The 17,320-nt window shown below is 41.1% G+C and carries 15 protein-coding genes; 12 read left to right on the plus strand and 3 right to left on the minus strand.

From position 1 onward, the window contains the following. Positions 1 to 12: 12 nt before the first annotated feature. The 5 genes from ACMZOO_RS12780 to ACMZOO_RS12800 all read left to right on the plus strand — a co-directional run bounded on the left by ACMZOO_RS12780 (position 13) and on the right by ACMZOO_RS12800 (position 4,166). The gene (locus ACMZOO_RS12780) at positions 13 to 1,410 is read left to right on the plus strand and encodes an alpha-amylase family glycosyl hydrolase (protein ID WP_440903721.1); all 1,398 of its coding nucleotides are present in this window, start codon (positions 13 to 15) and stop codon (positions 1,408 to 1,410) included. Positions 1,411 to 1,755: 345 nt separating this feature from the next. Beyond that, positions 1,756 to 2,103: a hypothetical protein gene (locus ACMZOO_RS12785; protein ID WP_440903722.1), complete on the plus strand. Its 348-nt coding sequence runs from the start codon at positions 1,756 to 1,758 to the stop codon at positions 2,101 to 2,103. A gap of 120 nt (positions 2,104 to 2,223) precedes the next feature. Further along, positions 2,224 to 2,937, plus strand: a complete 714-nt coding sequence (locus ACMZOO_RS12790) for a hypothetical protein (protein WP_440903723.1) — start codon at positions 2,224 to 2,226, stop codon at positions 2,935 to 2,937. A 112-nt stretch (positions 2,938 to 3,049) separates the two neighbouring features. Then, positions 3,050 to 3,637: a hypothetical protein gene (locus ACMZOO_RS12795; protein ID WP_440903724.1), complete on the plus strand. Its 588-nt coding sequence runs from the start codon at positions 3,050 to 3,052 to the stop codon at positions 3,635 to 3,637. A 334-nt stretch (positions 3,638 to 3,971) separates the two neighbouring features. After that, positions 3,972 to 4,166: a hypothetical protein gene (locus ACMZOO_RS12800; protein WP_440903725.1), complete on the plus strand. Its 195-nt coding sequence runs from the start codon at positions 3,972 to 3,974 to the stop codon at positions 4,164 to 4,166. Positions 4,167 to 4,264: 98 nt separating this feature from the next. On the opposite strand, the gene ACMZOO_RS12805 is transcribed toward ACMZOO_RS12800, so the two are convergent. Beyond that, positions 4,265 to 4,990, minus strand: a complete 726-nt coding sequence (locus tag ACMZOO_RS12805; RefSeq protein ID WP_440903726.1) for a DUF2225 domain-containing protein — start codon at positions 4,988 to 4,990, stop codon at positions 4,265 to 4,267. 124 nt (positions 4,991 to 5,114) lie between these two features. On the opposite strand from ACMZOO_RS12805, the gene ACMZOO_RS12810 reads away from it, so the two are divergent. Continuing rightward, entirely contained in the window at positions 5,115 to 5,288 is a 174-nt protein-coding gene (locus ACMZOO_RS12810; protein WP_440903727.1) for a hypothetical protein, read from the plus strand. On the opposite strand, the gene ACMZOO_RS12815 is transcribed toward ACMZOO_RS12810, so the two are convergent. Continuing rightward, positions 5,285 to 6,046 (minus strand): DeoR/GlpR family DNA-binding transcription regulator, encoded by a 762-nt coding sequence (locus ACMZOO_RS12815; RefSeq protein WP_440903728.1) that lies wholly within the window; start codon positions 6,044 to 6,046, stop codon positions 5,285 to 5,287. The genes ACMZOO_RS12810 and ACMZOO_RS12815 overlap by 4 nt on opposite strands. A 145-nt stretch (positions 6,047 to 6,191) precedes the next feature. Between ACMZOO_RS12815 and ACMZOO_RS12820 the strand changes: the two genes are divergently transcribed. The 4 genes from ACMZOO_RS12820 (at position 6,192) to ACMZOO_RS12835 (ending at position 14,555) form a co-directional block, all read left to right on the plus strand. Next, positions 6,192 to 7,337 carry an MFS transporter gene (locus ACMZOO_RS12820; RefSeq protein WP_440903729.1) on the plus strand — a complete coding sequence of 382 codons (1,146 nt, stop codon included), beginning with the start codon at positions 6,192 to 6,194 and terminating at the stop codon, positions 7,335 to 7,337. A gap of 90 nt (positions 7,338 to 7,427) precedes the next feature. Next, a complete protein-coding gene (locus ACMZOO_RS12825; RefSeq protein ID WP_440903730.1) occupies positions 7,428 to 10,211 on the plus strand; it encodes a TonB-dependent receptor in 2,784 nt (927 codons plus the stop codon). Between the two features lie 78 nt (positions 10,212 to 10,289). Then, complete coding sequence (locus tag ACMZOO_RS12830) at positions 10,290 to 12,455, plus strand: hypothetical protein (RefSeq protein ID WP_440903731.1); 2,166 nt, start codon at positions 10,290 to 10,292, stop codon at positions 12,453 to 12,455. A gap of 81 nt (positions 12,456 to 12,536) precedes the next feature. Next, entirely contained in the window at positions 12,537 to 14,555 is a 2,019-nt protein-coding gene (locus ACMZOO_RS12835) for a glycoside hydrolase family 97 protein (protein WP_440903732.1), read from the plus strand. Between the two features lie 100 nt (positions 14,556 to 14,655). Here ACMZOO_RS12835 and ACMZOO_RS12840 read toward each other — a convergent pair whose 3' ends face one another. Beyond that, positions 14,656 to 15,222: a hypothetical protein gene (locus ACMZOO_RS12840; RefSeq protein ID WP_440903733.1), complete on the minus strand. Its 567-nt coding sequence runs from the start codon at positions 15,220 to 15,222 to the stop codon at positions 14,656 to 14,658. Between the two features lie 105 nt (positions 15,223 to 15,327). On the opposite strand from ACMZOO_RS12840, the gene ACMZOO_RS12845 reads away from it, so the two are divergent. Both ACMZOO_RS12845 and ACMZOO_RS12850 read left to right on the plus strand, forming a co-directional pair. Continuing rightward, positions 15,328 to 16,020 (plus strand): response regulator transcription factor, encoded by a 693-nt coding sequence (locus ACMZOO_RS12845; RefSeq protein WP_440903734.1) that lies wholly within the window; start codon positions 15,328 to 15,330, stop codon positions 16,018 to 16,020. After that, on the plus strand, positions 16,010 to 17,317 hold the full coding sequence (locus tag ACMZOO_RS12850) for a sensor histidine kinase (RefSeq protein ID WP_440903735.1): 1,308 nt from the start codon (positions 16,010 to 16,012) through the stop codon (positions 17,315 to 17,317). Before ACMZOO_RS12845 ends, ACMZOO_RS12850 begins: the two co-directional genes overlap by 11 nt. Positions 17,318 to 17,320: the final 3 nt, after the last annotated feature.

Here is a 17,320-nt window from a genome sequence, read left to right on the forward strand (position 1 = left end):
GAGGATAGGAATATGGATAATTTAAGGCAAATACTTGTGCTGATGTTTGTTGCTGTATTAGCCAGTTGTGCTGTTACATCACAAACATTAACTCAAGCACAATCCAACAAACATCAAGTCAGTGATTATGTAAAAGTTAAGCATCCAACTTGGTTAAAAGACGCAGTTATTTATCAAATTAACACCCGTCAATTTACCCCTGAAGGTACTTTTTCTGCGGCAACAGAGCAATTAGAGCGTTTGCACAAATTAGGTGTGGATATCCTTTGGTTAATGCCAATTCATCCAATTGGTGAAGTAAATCGCAAAGGCTCCTTGGGTAGCCCATATTCAATTAAAGACTACTTTGCGGTTAATCCAGAATTTGGTACAGAGCAAGATCTCAAAGCTTTTGTTGATAAAGCGCATCAACTCGGTATGTATGTGATTTTAGACTGGGTGGCTAATCACACTGCTTGGGATAATGAGATGAAGCTTAATCATCCAGAGTGGTACGAGCGCGATTATAAAGGAGACTTTACCTCAACACCTTGGTATGACTGGGCTGATATTATCGACTTAGACTTTAATCAACCAGAGCTACGCCAATACATGGCTAAAGCTATGCGTTATTGGGTGGAAGATATCGGCATAGATGGTTACCGCTGTGACGCTGCTGGTTTAGTACCTCTGCAATTTTGGACTGATGTTCGCCACGAATTAGAACAAATTAAACCTGTATTTATGTTGGCAGAGTGGGAAGGCAAAGAGTTTCACGAACAAGCGTTTGACGCCACTTATGCGTGGAGTTGGTGGCAAGCCGTGCATGACATTGCTCAAGGCAAAAAAGACGTAAACGCCTTATACAATTATTACTCGTGGAACACTGGTTATTATCCGCCTATGTCCATGCGTTTAACTTATATAAGCAATCATGATGTAAATGCGTGGGAAGCGACTCAGTTTGAGGCATTTGCCGATGCTTTACCTGCTTCAATCGTGTTGTCTGTTGTTGGCGAAGGACTGCCAATGATTTACAACGGCCAAGAAGCGGGTAATGCCAAACGCCTAGAATTTTTTGAGCGTGACCCAATTAACTGGCAGCCACACCCAATTGGCGATTTATACCAACAAGTCTTCACGCTGAAAAAACAAAACTCTGTATTGTGGAATGGTAAATGGGGTGCACCTATGCAGCATGTACCCAATAACCAAGCAAATCAGGTATTGAGTTTTGTGCGCCAGAATCAGCAACAAAAGCTCTTTGCGGTATTTAATTTTTCTGCACAGCCGCAAAAGGTTAGATTTTCCGAAAGTTTGTATCACGGCAACTATGTTGAGTATTTCACTCAAACCCAAGCGAGCTTTTCTACTGATACTGAGTTAACGCTAGCACCATGGTCGTATCGAGTGTTTGTTGCTGGGAAATAAGCAATAGTTGTTGTGTATAAATACTTGGCTGACAAAAAATAATTTGTCAGCCAAGTTAACAAAATATTTTTTGTCAGATTAGCTGTAGTAGCTCATATCTGGTCATTCAGTTTAGCTAAATGGATTTAGACTATCTTCTGATAGGCACTTTGAGCTAAAAGCGGTCGTCAATATTCACCTTTCATACCAAACCCTATTACAGAAAGCTGATGCTCAGGAAAAATAGCACTGGCGTATATTCTATTTATTTGTTATCACTATTAAAATTAGAAAAACGACCATACCCCCTGTGACAGGATAAAAGCGACCCTGTGGGTGATGTTAAATTGTTATGTTGAGATGGCAATGAGAGTTGAATACGCGACAGCTTTCCATGAGAAGGCACATGCTAAAGTTATTATTTATTCAGTAGGTGGTGTTCTGCTGGCTGCGTTGTTCACATATATTTTTAATCAGACTGGTTTATTTGATACTAATTGGGCAATATTGGGAGCTATTTTTATAATATCGCTATTCTTGAGCGGTTTTTTTCTTGGGTGTTTGGCTTCGAAAAATGATTTTGAATGTGTATTCAAATGCAAACAGTGTGATGAACCTATAGCAAAGCCTTTAGAAACAAATGGCAGTGATTTACCAATATTATACATGTGTTCAAAATGCGAGATCTTGTGGTTTACAGGCGATAATTCATAACTCAACCTAACAAACGCTTCAACAAAGGACGCAAAAAAGCTTGGCTTGCATCACTTCGTTCCTAATTATAGCCAAGCTTTTATGCGCCTGTTAAGCGGGCGTTATGCCTCAAGGAGTCTCATGGCACATTTAAGCAAATCACTAATTTTATTACTGTTCACTATCTTAATGGCTGGATGTAATTTTCAAGCCAAGGATATGCAATTAATAGAAATAAAAGCTTTGCCTGATGAAGAGCAAAATGATCAAGTTGCTCAGGCATTAATGTATTATTCACCTGCTTATTTTATGCATCACATTCCAAGCATAACCAAAGAAAATGGCTCTGGTGTTCAACCCGGTTATGTTCGCCCATCTGACGAAAATATCTCCTATTTTAGAGTATTTTATGTAATATCGAATAGCAATTTAAAGTCATCTGCCGTTGACTCAATAAAAAAAGAATTTGAAAGACATATTCCTATAATGGCTAAAAACCATGCTTCGGTTTGGGAGTTGCAAGAAAAGGAATCTGTTCAAAAAGCCCAATGGCTCAAAAAGTTCTTAAATAGTGGTGACACAGAAGTTTTTCGCAAGGATCTTTCTCAACAGCTTCCTCTCGATTACAAAGATTATTTCTTGAAAACCCCGAAAAACACTCAAGAGAAGCTGGGATTTATAGAGAACACTACCTATTTAAGGTATCAATATTATAAACCTTTTGGTGAATTTAAAGAGCAACTAGTTTTAAATTACAAAGTAACTTTTGACAAAGGGCACACTGCTTTGGTCAATGTTTCTCTTGATAAAGAGCAGAAGGTTTCGTTAATTGAAATTGTGCCACCAAAGGCATAACAAGGCCGTTAAGAAAGGACGCAAAAAGCTTGGCTTGCGCTCATTCTTCGCTAATTATAGCCAAGCTTTTATGCGCCACTTATGCGGGCGTTAGCTGTATAAGGACATCAAAGTGAAGATTTTAACCATTGTTATTATTGTTTTTTTGAGTGGGTGTGTGTCACTCCACCAAAGTAATTGCAGTGGAGTATATCAATTGGCTGCTAATTGGTATCAAAAACAAATGGATGCAGCTAATATTTATCCATTATGCAAAACAGACAGTAGCGAGATAGAACAATATCGATTTACTTGGTTAAGAACATTTCATAATCCTATTTTTATTACACTTTCTAAACAAGGTGACAATATTAGTTTATCTGGCATAAGGCTAGATGGAAAAGGAGGCTATGAACCGGGTAATGCTGTAGAAACAAAATCTATTAATTTATCTCCAATCGAGTTTGCTGAGTTTAAATCTTTGCTTAACCAATTAGATTTTTGGAATTTGTTAAATGAAAAAGAATTGCAAGATAAAATGGCAAAAGATAACGGTGAGATATTGATCTCATTTGATGGGGCTAGATGGATTTTAGAAGGGGCAGATTTAAATCGAAGCCATTCGGTTGATAGGCAATCTTATCTAAATAATTCATATAAAAAAGTAGCGTTATTTTTACTTCATAAGTCACAATTAGATTTAAATGGTGATATATATTAGTAAATACAGCTAACAAGTCGCTCAAGACGGGACTGCTGACTGCTTGACCGGTTCCGCTTCGCTACACATTTTAGCAAGCTATTATCAGCCCCATATTGCGGCGTTAGGCTGCGCTCACTTTACCACATGCAAGATCCGCTACAGCAATCCCGTTACCAAGGCTTAGTTGCCAAGGAGGCATAAAATTAAATCATCCGATTACCCAAAGCTAATAGGCTCACTTACCACGAAGCAAAAAATTCAATTTTACGAACTATTGGCTCATCGTTTAACGATCGCGGTTCGAGATTTTTGGTCTGATGAAAAAACTTCTGATGCAACGAAAATATCGCAAATGAAGTGGGTCAATGAAATTTTACACCGTGTTACTGCCAAATCTAGAGTTGAGCGCTTACAGTTGCATGAATGGTCGGAAGATAGTTTTAATCAAATGATAATTCAGTATGTTAAGCAAGAACCTACTATTGCTACAATGGTTGGTTGGTCAATCCGAGATGCTTATGAAACAGTATGTGGTGATGGCAACTAGCAAAGCAATCAAGCGGACTGTAAAAGCTTGGCTTGCGCTCATTCTTCGCTAATTATAGCCAAACATCTTTAATGTGCACTTAAAGACTGTTAGTCGCATTATTTGGGCTTTTTCGGCGCTAAAATCCCGCCAGTCTCTATTTTGCTGGTGTGCTCTAAAAGTTCTGATAAATACCCAGCAAAGCCTGCTAACCCTTCATCCTTAATGTTTTTTATCGCTGCTCTTAATTCGGTTAATCTATTGTCACTTTGGGCTACATTGCCCAATTGTCGTTCGTAATTTGCAGCTAGATAGAGGTATTCAAGTTTGGTAAATTCTTCCAACTCTGTATCTAACGCGTTATTTATATCTGCAAGCGCACTCGCTCTAAATTCATTTGCAGTTGTAATTTCTCCCTTGCTTTCATACGTGTAAGCTAAAACTCTTTTTAGTTTATTTTTAAACTCAGCTGTTGTGTTACGCAAAGCGTAAACTGATTCAAGTAGTTGTAGTTTGGTTAGACTATCTTCTTCGGCTGATTGCGCACGTTTTTGTAGGAAACTTTTTATCGCTTCTTTCTCAGCATCGGTAATATTCTCAAAATCGCCAATGAAAGCGATAAAACCGGAATCTTGGCAGTGCCAAATCCCCTGTGATGTGGTGAGTGGCCAAAAAACTTGATCATATTTAGACGGCCAATGGTAAATGTAACTGCCAGAGCTCATGGGTTCAGAAACTTTGCATTTCTTTCCGGGAGAAAGTGGATCATCCACTTCAGAGTCAGCCCAAGTTGTTGCTTGAATATTGAATGAAACGAGCAGACACAAACTTGTTAAAATTTTCATAATACTCTCCATAGCTTTATACATTGTTAATAGTGCAATAAAGGCACTGCCGTTAAATCTAAATTTAGTTCGGCTTCTATTTTTAATCAAATAGATTCATGAAGTTAGGTTTTTATTATGTAGTTTGGTTTATCAATATGAAGCTGAGCAAGTAAACTATGCGGGTGGTGCAGCTTTTGAAACAGAACATGCAGGTTTTACTGGCAGTGCCAAATCTTTACCTTTATATGTCGATAACCAATTTCAGCAAACCCTGACTTTTAGCAATGGTAATGGTGGGCGCTTTTACTCAAACTAACAATCTATAATCTGGCAATCGTAATTCTGTAAATGAGTTGTCAGGGCGGTGGCCGTTTTATTGCACACTAGGTAGTCGACATCTTGTGATGGCAAAAACGGATAGGCAGATAAAACTTCTACTTTATTGTCGGTGCATAACACAGCCACTGAGCTAGATTGGGCGGCGACTTTTTGTTTAAAGTTACTGTCTTGATAGTTTATTGCGCTAAAACCGATTTCAGACGACCAAGCACACACACCTAAAAAACAAATATCAAAGCGGAATTTAGCCAAAGCATTGGCTGCGGTAATATCAATTGCGCCACCTACCTTATAATCTAACTCGCCACCTATCATTATAGTTTTAATGGTTTTTCTTTCTAATAATCGACCGGCAATCGCTGGGCTATTGGTGACCACGGTTAAATCTAAATTGTCGGGTAGTACGCTTGCTAGCAGAATATGTGTGCTGCTGGCATCTAGAAATATCAGTTGGCCGTGTTTTATGAGTTTTAATGCGGCAATGGCAAGCTGCTGTTTTTCCGCGCTATTACTTGCAAGGCGTTCTTCTTGTGTCCCCGAAGGTGGGGCGAACGACATAGCGCCACCATGAATGCGTTTGCAATAACCTTCTTCGGCTAAGTAACGCAGATCACGCCGAATGGTTGCTTCTGTTGTGGCCAACTGCTGTGCTAACTCTACAGCCATTACTTTGTTGTTTGACTGTAAAAGTTGAATGATTAATTGGTGCCTTTCTTCGGGTGAGTACTTATCCATTTTGTTGCTCTGTGTTTAGCCTTTGTTTGATATTACCTTAAATAAGTTTAAATGAACATAAATAAACTTTTATTTGTTTGTTTGTGTTCACTTTGTTGGATTGATCTGTATGATAGTGATCAGTTTCGGTTACATAGGAATATAGATGTTTTCAGTTCTTGCTCGGTCAAATCCTCAATTTGATCGCATCGCGACCAAAGCGACTTTTTTTAGTGCCGGTTTTATTACCGCGGCTTGGGCAGCCATTATCCCTTTTATTAAAGCGCAAGTCGGCATTAATGATGCTGTTATGGGCTTAATGCTGTTGTGTTTAGGTGGGGGCGCTTTGGTTGGTATGCCAATCGCTGGTTATTTCACCAATAAATATGGCTGCAAAGCAGTTTTGTTAGCTGCAGTGTCAGCTTTTGCTTTGTTATACCCAGTGTTGATTGTTGCCGATACACTGCCGCTGCTCACACTAACGCTGATCTTTTTTGGTATGAGCATAGGTATTACCGACTGCGCAATGAACATACAAGCGGTGGCAGTTGAAAAAGATGCTGAGCAACCTTTGATGTCAGGTTTTCATGGTTTTTATAGTTTAGGCGGCATGTTTGGGGCGCTCACGTTAACCCTATTGATGTCAATGAATGTACCCACGTTAGCCGCATGTATTGTTGCTACGATATTTGTTTTATTGTTGTTGCTGACAACAGAGTCGGGTTTGCGCTCGGATAAAGCTGGCGAACAATCACAAATGTTTGCAATGCCACGAGGCACAGTGTTTTTTATTGGTATTGTCTGTTTTGTCTTTTTCTTGGCAGAAGGCACAGTATTAGATTGGAGTGGCATATTTTTAACCGAATACCGTGATGTATCCACTGCATCAGCAGGCTTGGCCGTTGCATGTTTTTCTGTTGCTATGACCTTTGGCCGTTTATTAGGTGACAAGGCCGTGGTGTTGTTTGGCGCGCGTTTTATGGTGGTGGGCGGTGCATTGCTCGCCATGTTTGGTTTTATTTTAAGTTTGTCGATTGAGCACTGGTTGGTGGCGTTAGTGGGTTACACCTGTATAGGTTTGGGCTGCTCGAATGTGGTGCCTATTATGTTTTCGGCGACAGGTAAACAACAGGTTATGCCAGAATCAGTGGCGGTTACTGCTGTGTCCACCCTTGGGTATGTGGGTGTATTAGCAGGCCCGGCACTTGTAGGTTTTGGCGCGCAAGCATTTGGTTTGCCAACTGCGCTATTTTTCGTTGTTGTACTTATTTTACTTGCCACGCTATTGAGCTACAAAATAAAAACAAATTGATACCTTTTTGTAACCTACAAAATTCTAGAGTGTTTAAACGGTTGAAATTTCACCGTCACTAAACATTCAGAATTTTGGAGATGCACAAAGATGCAAAACTTTAAACCAAAAGCTATCACTCTAGCACTTGCCACTGCAGGTTTGCTAACTTTCAACACACAGGCGGCAGAACAAACACAAGATGAAGACAGTACTGAAGTTATAAAAGTACAAGGTTTTCGCGCCAGCTTAATTAAAGCGCAAGCCGTTAAACAAGACAGCTCAGCGATAGTTGAAGCTATCACAGCTGAAGATATCGGCAAATTGCCCGACCCAAGCATTGCTGAAACTATTACCCGTTTACCGGGTATTGCCGCTCGCCGCGTTGATGGCCGTTCGGCTGAAATTTCTATTCGTGGTTTAAATGAAGATTTTAGCACCACAACTTTTAATGGCCGTGAACAAGTATCACTAAACGACAACCGTGGGGTCGACTTCTCTTTATATCCAGCGGAAATTATGTCGGGTGTGACTGTATATAAATCATCTGATGCGACATTAATGACTCAAGGTTTAGCTGGTGTGGTTGACCTACAAACGGTTAAACCACTGGCGCATGGTGAACAAACGGTGCAGTTAGGCGCGACCTTTGAAAAAAACACCTTGGGCAGCTTAAACCCAGACGGCGAAGATACAGGGAAACGCTTTAATTTATCTTATATCGACCAATTTGCTAACGACACTATAGGCGTGGCTTTATCGGTTAACCATATGACCTCACCAACCCAACAGAAAAAATGGTTAGCTTGGGGCGACGACAACTGGCCGACGCGCAATTATGAAGGGGAAGATGTATATATTTTAGGTGGGGCAAATCCGCGTGTGCGTTCAACTTTGCAAACGCGTGACACCATAATGGGTGTAGTTGAGCTTAAACCTTCTGACAATTTACACATAGTTGCTGACGCATTAATTATTGATTTTGAAGATGAACAAATTCAACGCGGCATTGAAACTCCAGCGGCGTGGAGCGGTGCCAACATGGAAATTTACGACACGGCTAATGGTGTTGTTAGTCACGGTAAAATTGGCAATACTCGTTCGGTATTACATGGTGACTACCAAAGCGAAGACTCAAAATTATATGCACTTGGCGTAAACACTCAGTATCAAGTGAATGACAGTTTAACCCTTGAATTTGATGCAGCTACGTCCAAAGTAACCCGTGATAAATGGCAGTTAGAAACATACGCGGGCAGTGGCCGTGGTGACGGTGTTGGTGCAGTTGAAAATATCGAGTTTTGGATGCGCGATGGCAACCAAGGTGTGGTATTTAAGTCTGATCAAGATTATAGCGATACCGACGTATATAAAATTGGTGCCGCGTTAAGTTGGGGCAGTGGTAACCCACTGTACGAAGCGTCTGACGACCAAGACGGATTCTTATCTATCATTGAAATTGAAGATGAGTTAACCACCTTGAAATTAGCCGCAGAGCAAAGCTTCCAACAAGGATTTATCAGCAAAATTAACTATGGTATTAACTATAGCGATCGCAAAAAATCTAAATTAGACACAGGTCGATATTTAACCTTAAAAGCTTATCCTGAAATGCTGGATATCCCAGATGAGCTGATTCTGGCACCTACCTCATTAGAATTTTTAGGTATGGGTAATATGCTGAGTTACGACTCAAAAGCTTTATACGACCAAGGTTATTTTGATGAAGCTGTCAGTGATGAAACTGAGTTATTCCGCGCATCGAACTCTTGGACAATTGAAGAGCAAGTATTAACGACTTTTGTTCAAGCGAATTTTGAACATGAAATGTCATCACAAGCTATTTTTAGCGGTAGTGTCGGCGCACAGTACATTCGCACTGAACAAGCTGGTTTAAGTTATGTTGGCTCATTAATTCCAAACCCCACTGCAAGTTTTCCAGCGCAAGTAGTGAAGCGTTCACCTATTACTGATGAGCATGACTATGCGAACTTTTTGCCGTCGGTAAACTTAAATTTAAATCTGTTTGACGATGTGTATCTGCGCTTTTCTGTTGCTAAAACCATCTCTCGCGCACGTATGGACAGATTGTCGCCGTCTTTCTCAATTAATTACAACGAAGCTGTCACAGATGATGGGCAAGATTATTCGTTAGACTGGACACCATGGAGTGCCAATGCGGGTACAGCAAAACTTGAGCCGTACGAGGCACTTAATTACGACTTGTCGTACGAATATTATTTTGCCGACGACGGTTATATCTCAGTGGCTAACTTCCATAAAGATATTCAAAACTGGCAGGAGCCAGTACCACGCCAAATCGACTTTACTCAGTATGCAGAGTTTGCGCCTGTACCAGCTGATCAAATTGAATATTTCCAAGGTTATGTATGGGAGTGGGGCAAAGTAAATGGCGGTAATATAGATGGTTTAGAAATTACCTTAGCTTTGCCTGGGCATATTTTTGCTGACGCTTTAGACGGTTTTGGGGTAATTGCTAGTGCAACTTATTTAGACGCAAGTTTAAATATAGAAGGTCGAGGCGAATTACGTATGCCGGGTTTATCTGACTCTGTTTATACCTTTACCACTTATTACGAAAACCACGGTTGGCAAATTCGCGCTAGTTTGCGTAAACGCGATGAATACCCTGATTCATTGGGCTACAACAATGCCGCAAAAACTGTAATGGGGGAAACTTTAGTTGATGCACAAATTGGCTATAGCTTTGAACATTCAAACATTCAAGCGCTGCAAGGCTTAACTCTTATGTTGCAAGGTTACAACTTAACCGACCAGCCATATCAAGCTTATGTTGCCAACAACCAAGCTTTGGTTAGTGACTATCAAGAATACGGCCGCAGCTTGTTATTGTCGGCTAGTTATAAGTTCTAATCTCGTGAATGCAAACACCACAAGTCGCTTGTGGTGTTTGACTTGTTGCCCAAATTTATTTGCCCGATAGGTTTTATTATGAAAATTCAAGCTATTTCAGCCGCTATCGCTTTCAGCTTATTATTAACCGCATGTGGTGGATCTGATGCAAAACCGACCCCAAGCCCAACGCCATCGCCTTCACCTTCACCTAATCCATCTCCCAGCCCAACGCCGACACCTGTAGAACAACAAAATCCGTCGCTTGCGGAAACAGACGATACCAACCTTACAGCTCAGCGTTATCAAGCGGAAGCTCAGTTTGTCAGTGGTCAGGTCGAACTTGCTGACTCATATATCAGCGGTTTTGCTCAAGCGGATGATCAAGTGATATTTACCCTGTTAAGCAATAGCGCACAAACAACAGATGTGAGCATTCGTTACGCCAATACCTTAGCGCAAGCGCAAAGCTTAGCTTTGTATGTAAATGGTTTATACATTAAACAGGTTAGTTTGGCGGCAACCGGCGCGGATGCATGGGCAAGTCACAGCGAAAGTTTAACCTTACGCGCAGGCATTAATACCATTAGTTTAATTTCAGATGAAAACAACACAGGCAAAGTCTTTATTGGTTCTATCTATGTGGCGGGTGGTGAGCCACTCGCAGAGCGCGGAGCCACTTTGCCTTATCACGAATTAGAGGCTGAAAACTTAACCACCAATGCAAGCATTTTAGCCTTTGATACAAGTTACGGCACAATTGCGGCTGAATCTTCTGCTCGCCAAGCGGTTAAATTACAGCAGCAAGGCGACTATATCGAATTCACTGCGCCGGCACAGAGCAATCAATTAGTCTTGCGTTATGTTATCCCTGATTCAACTGATGGCGCAGGGCAAATACAAAGCTTAAGTGTGTATGTAGATGGGGTTAAAACCAGTGTTAATCTTTCGAGTGAACATGCTTGGGTGTATGGCAGTTATCCTTATACCAATATACCCGCGCAAGGCGGTGCGCACAGATTTTACGATGAAGCGGCTTTCGCCCTTGATATTGCCGCCAACACCACAGTGCGCATTCAAAAAGATGCCGACAACCAAGCAGCTGAATACATAATAGATTTAATCAACCTTGAACAAGCGCCTGCGCCTTATATCAAACCAGCTGATTTTATTGATATTACAACAGCGCCATATTTGGCCGATGCTACTGGCGTTGCTGATAGCACCCAAGCCATTTTAGCTGCAATTGTCGATGCTAAAGCTGCCAATACTGGTGTGTGGCTACCCGCTGGAAAATTTACCATTAACAATCGAATTGATATTAAAGATGTACATATACGCGGCGCGGGGATTTGGCATAGCGAATTACATGGCACTAATGGCAAAGGTGGTTTTTATGCCAATGGTGGTCGAAATACCATAGCAGATCTCAAAATAACCAGTGATGCGAAAATTCGCAAAGACTCAGATGATCACGCGGCGTTTGAAGGCAATTTTGGCAAAAATTCACTGATTCAATCTGTCTGGGTTGAACATATGAAAGTTGGTGGTTGGTTCACCCAAGGCACCAATGGTTTGTATCTAGTAGATGGTCGAGTGCGCAATACTTATGCGGATGGTTTTAATTTTCATGGTGGAGTGATTAATAGCCAAATCAGCCAGTTTAATGTGCGTAATACAGGTGATGATGCATTTGCCATGTGGTCGGAAAAATCGTTACAAATCAAAAATCGCAATAATAAATTTAGCTTCAACACAGTGCAAATTCCAACCTTGGCCAACGGCTTTGCTATCTATGGTGGTGAAGCTAATTTAGTGACAGACAACCTAGTCAGCGACACTGTAGTGTCTGCCGCGGGCATTGCCATTAGCCATAGATTTGCACCTCATGCTTTTAGTGGCACAACCCTTATTGAACGCAATACGTTAACGCGCACCGGTGGTTGGGATTATGGCTGGAATACCAGTTTTGGCAGTATCTGGGTATTTACCGACAATAGTGCAATTGACGCTCCTATTGTGCTGCGCGATATACAAATTAATCAGGCAACATACGAAGGTGTATTGGTCAGCTACAATCAAAATGTCGCTGATTTACAACTAGAGGATGTGGTGATTGATGGCGCAGGCAGTTGGGGAATTAAAACTGTGGTGAGTGGAGGCAATATCTCGCTTAACAAGGTTAGTGTCAGCAATGCCCTTAGCGGTGGTATGGACAACTCAGGTTTTGCTGTCAGCGATCAAGGCAATAATTCAGGTTTGTGAAAACAAAAGTGATTAGGTTAACCCATTTGTAACCCCAACTGGTTTCAAATGGGTTTAAAGCACTTTTTATTGAGGAAAAATATGCGATTTATATTAATTCTGCTCAGCAGTTTGTTGGGGTTAAGTTTAACCAGTTGTGGCACAGCTGAAAAAAACTTAAGTGTGAGTTCGCCGGATAAACAAACCCAAATACAGCTGCAATTAGCAGACAATGGTGAGTTAACTTATCAAATCATGCGTGGGCAACAAGTGATAGTTAAGCCGTCACAACTTGGTTTTGAGTTTGTTAAACAGCCTGCGTTAACTCAGTTCCAATTACTCGATAGCCAAATGCGTTCGCATCAATCGAGCTGGCAAGCCGTATGGGGTGAGCGTAAACAGATAAAACAAAACTACAATGAGTTATTTGTTTTGTTACAAGACAAACATAGCCAGCGCAAACTCAATCTGCGTTTTCGCTTGTTTGATGATGGCTTAGGTTTTAGATACGAATTCCCGCAGCAAGCGGCGATGTCGAAGTTTGTTATTACCGACGAAAAAACTCAGTTTAACTTAGCAGAAAATATGCAAACTTGGTGGATTGAGGCGGATTACAATAGCTATGAAAAACCTTACCAAACCAGTGAATTAAACAAGATAAAGCATGTGCAAACGCCGCTGACCATGCGAGGGCAAGATGGTTTGCATTTGAGTATTCACGAAGCTGCATTAACCGACTATGCGAGTATGTCGTTAGTCCGCACTAATGACACAGTATTAGAAGCTGAACTAGCACCTTGGGCTGATGGCACCAAAGTTAAGGCACAAGTGCCATTTCAAACACCGTGGCGCACTATACAAATTGCCGATAGTGCCGCGAAATTAGTTGAATCTGACTTAATTATTAACTTAAACGAACCCAATAAACTAGCTGATACCAGTTGGATTAAACCAATGAAGTTTATGGGTATTTGGTGGGAAATCCACTTGGGTATACACACGTGGAAAGAAGGGCCACGCCACGGTGCCACCACAGAAAGAGCCATGGCCTATATAGACTTTGCCGCAGAAAACAATATTGAAGCTGTATTGTTTGAAGGTTGGAATAAAGGTTGGGAACAATGGGGCACACGCGAAGCTTATGTTGTGCCAACTGACGATTTCGATTTAGCAAAAGTCGCTAATCATGCCAAAAGTAAAGGCGTAGTTATTGTTGGCCACAATGAAACAGGCGGCAATATTGAAGCATACGAATCGCATGTGGATGAAATATTTTCTATTTACAGCGAGCTGGGTATTAACGTGGTTAAAACCGGTTATGTCGCTGAACAGGGTTTTGCCAACGGCGAAAATCATCATGGGCAATTTGCGGTTAATCACTATCGTAAAATTGTTGAATTGGCGGCCAAATACAAAATTATGTTAAATGTGCATGAGCCGGTGAAAGACACAGGTATTCGTCGCACCTATCCAAATATGATGACACGAGAAGGCGCGCGCGGCGGTGAGTGGAATGCGTGGAGTGCAGGCAACTCGCCTGACTATACTATGATTTTGCCTTTCACTCGTTTATTGGCTGGTCCTATGGATTATACGCCGGGCGTGTTTGATATCGACTACAGTAACTTTGCAGGAAAACGTTACGATTGGTGGGGTAATCCACAAAAGTCTGAATATCGTGTACATACCACTTTGGCGCGTCAGTTAGCTAATATGTTGGTGCTGTATAGCCCAATTCAAATGGCCGCAGATGTAATGGAAAATTACCAAGGCCATCCAACATTTGAGTTTATTCGCCAGCTCAATGTCGATTTTGATGACAGCAAAATTCTCGCCGGTGAAGTCGGTGAATATATCTATCTTGCGCGGCAAACAGGCGATACTTGGTATATAGGTTTAGCGACCAATTCACAAAGCCGCTTAGCGCAAATAGAGCTAGATTTTCTCGACGCTAATGCGACTTATCAAGCGCAAATATTTAAAGATGCTGCAGATGCACATTATCAAACTAATCCAGAAGCATATGTGATTGAACAACAGCAACTGACACAACAAGACAAACTCAGTATTAATTTAGCCGCAGGTGGTGGGGCTGCGATTATTTTGCAAAAAGTTAAATAAAACAAATAATTTGCATTGTGTAACCCAAATGTTACCTGCAAGGGATTAATTTATTGCTTGTGGTATCCCCACATTTTGTTGTGTGCAAAAAGCCCTTGCTCTACTGAGTAAGGGCTTTTTTTTCAGCAGACAAGGTAACTGAAAGTAGCGCAGTTGGTGTTGCTGAATTTTCTAGTACTTTAAAACGCGCATGTAGGTAGCGAGCTTTCGTATTATGCGGTAGCTCAAAATACATATCTGATGCATAAAAAATGTGTTGCAGGTGGACGATAGAACCCGCTTCGCTGATACCAAATTTAGACTGTTCAGGCGTGTCGTGCGCTTTGCTAAAGCCAAACTCGTGAGTCCAGTCGGCACTGGCGATTTTAAAGCGAGAGCCCCAACTGTCGACCTGCTTGTTGTTGAGTTCTATGTTGTTTACATAATAACTTTGGCTGCTGGCATCATAAACAAATTGGTTAAGTTCATTTGGCTGCCAACCTGTATATGAATTGGGTAGGTGAATAGCGTAAGGCAGTTGATAACCTGTTTGTTGGTCAAATTCACTTTGGCTGGTTGGCGCGGAAAATTGTTGGGGCAAGGTAAAATGCATTTCACAGCCAGCGAGCAAAAGGGCAAGCGCTGGTACAAGCTGAATAACAGAAAGTTTGCGGTGGCTGTGTTTCATTTAAGTGGATTTTATTGACTAAATATTATTACAATATTTTAACGAAGTGGCGACAAAACCCAAGTGGTATTTAGCTGAGTGCATACGAATGCAAGTGAGGTAATAGTGACAACTCGAGTTTTATTTGTTGAAGACGATAAAAAGTTTGCCGAAAGTGTGACTCAATTTTTAGAGCTAAACGACATACTTGTTGATTATTGCCACAATGGCCGCATGGGACTCAATTTACTGTCGGATAATCAATACGATGTGATTATCAGCGATGTTAATATGCCTAAATTAGACGGCTTAGACATGTGCCAAGCCTTGCGGGAAAACGGCGTGGATACACCTGTTATTTTATTAACCGCGTTAAGTCATTTAAACGACAAGTTAACTGGGTTTGAGCGTGGCGCAGACGATTATTTAACTAAACCATTTGAAATGCGTGAATTGGTTGCGCGGGTATTTGCGTTATCAAAACGCCGCAGTGGCAAAGTGAGCAAATTATCTATTGCAGAGCTCCAGTTAGAATTAAATTTAGATCAACACACAGCTAGTCGGCAAAATCAACCCGTGCAATTAACGCCTTCAAGTTGGCGCATTTTAGAAACCTTAGCGCGGGCTTATCCTAAAGCTGTCAGCAAACGCGATTTAGAGCATGTTATTTGGGGGGAAGATGCACCAGATGGCGGTGCACTGAAAGTTCATATTCATAGGCTAAGGCAAAGATTAGACAAACCATTTGAGCAACCCATAGTACACATAGTTAGTGGCTTTGGCGTTAAGCTTGGGTTAGGAGCATCAGATGGCGCTTAATTGGCACGCCATTTCAGTTGCTAAAGTTTCTCAGTTTAAGCTGACAATAGTGGTTGCATTCGCATTAGTTGGCTTGATGTTGAGTTACTTAGTTTATAGCTCGGTTAGTTATCAATGGCAGTTTATCCAGCAAAAAAGCAATGTACTGCAAGGTTTTGCTGAACGCGCTTATAGCCGAGTAATGACTAATCCACAGCAATATTTAGGCGCAAATGCGACTATTTTAGGTGATGACAGAATGCAATTTGTCAGTAGCTATCAAGAGCTAAAAACACATTTAGTTGACGCACCAGAGCGCGAGCAAATAGTGGCGGAGCAAGTGAATTTAATTTTGCGCCGTCTAGGCGCTGTGGTTACAGCTGCTGACATAATGCTGATTTATAGTTTTGAGCATAACCAGCAAGAATACTTTGCCTATTTTCACAACAACACAGATTTTAATAATTTAGAGCTAAACAGTTATTTACACGGACGTATGCAACCTGCTTTGTTGGTTTCAATTGTGATTATTGCTGTGTTATTTGTATTTCAATTTGTTCAAACCTATAGAGTAAACAAAGTAGTCAATGCTTTAGTCGATTGGGCGGATGATATGGCGCATTCAAAACAGTTTACTGCCCCGCCTAAAGTGGCAGCTGGCGGCATGAATTATCTAGCGCATACGTTAGATCAAAGTTTAAATACCTTTAGCCAAATTTTAGAACAAGAACATGCATTTGCGCGTTTTAGCAGCCACGAATTGCGCACCCATGTGGCGGTATTGTCTGCCAATATGGATATTCTAGAATTTATAATGAAAGACTTAAAACCGGCAGAGCGCAAAGCCCTGAATCGCATGTTATTGGCGGTAGAAGATATGAAATATCAAACCGACGCACTGCTGTGTTTAAGTAAAGAAAGTGAACTGTCGAGCATAGAAGAGTGTGAGCTTGTGTCGTTGATTGAAAAATCGTTAGATGAAAACCGCATTTATCACGACGAACAAAATGTGGTGATCAATAAACACTGGCAAAAACATGACATTGCATGGCAAACCGAACCCATGTTATTGCAAATTGCCATTAATAACCTGATCCGCAACGCCTTGCAAAATACCCAAGTGGGTTCGATAGACATTCTAGTAACTGAGCAGCTTATTGTTATTCATAATAAAAACAACTCGGCGGATAATGCTAGCCGACACGATGGTTTTGGCATTGGCCTTGAAATTGTTAAACGGGTAATGGAGCGGTTAAAACTTAATTATCAGGTAGAAGAATATGCAACTGGCCGAAAAGTAACCCTGTCGGTAACCTAAATG

It is taken from the genome of Catenovulum sp. SX2, assembly GCF_052056295.1.
Lineage (GTDB): Bacteria > Pseudomonadota > Gammaproteobacteria > Enterobacterales > Alteromonadaceae > Catenovulum.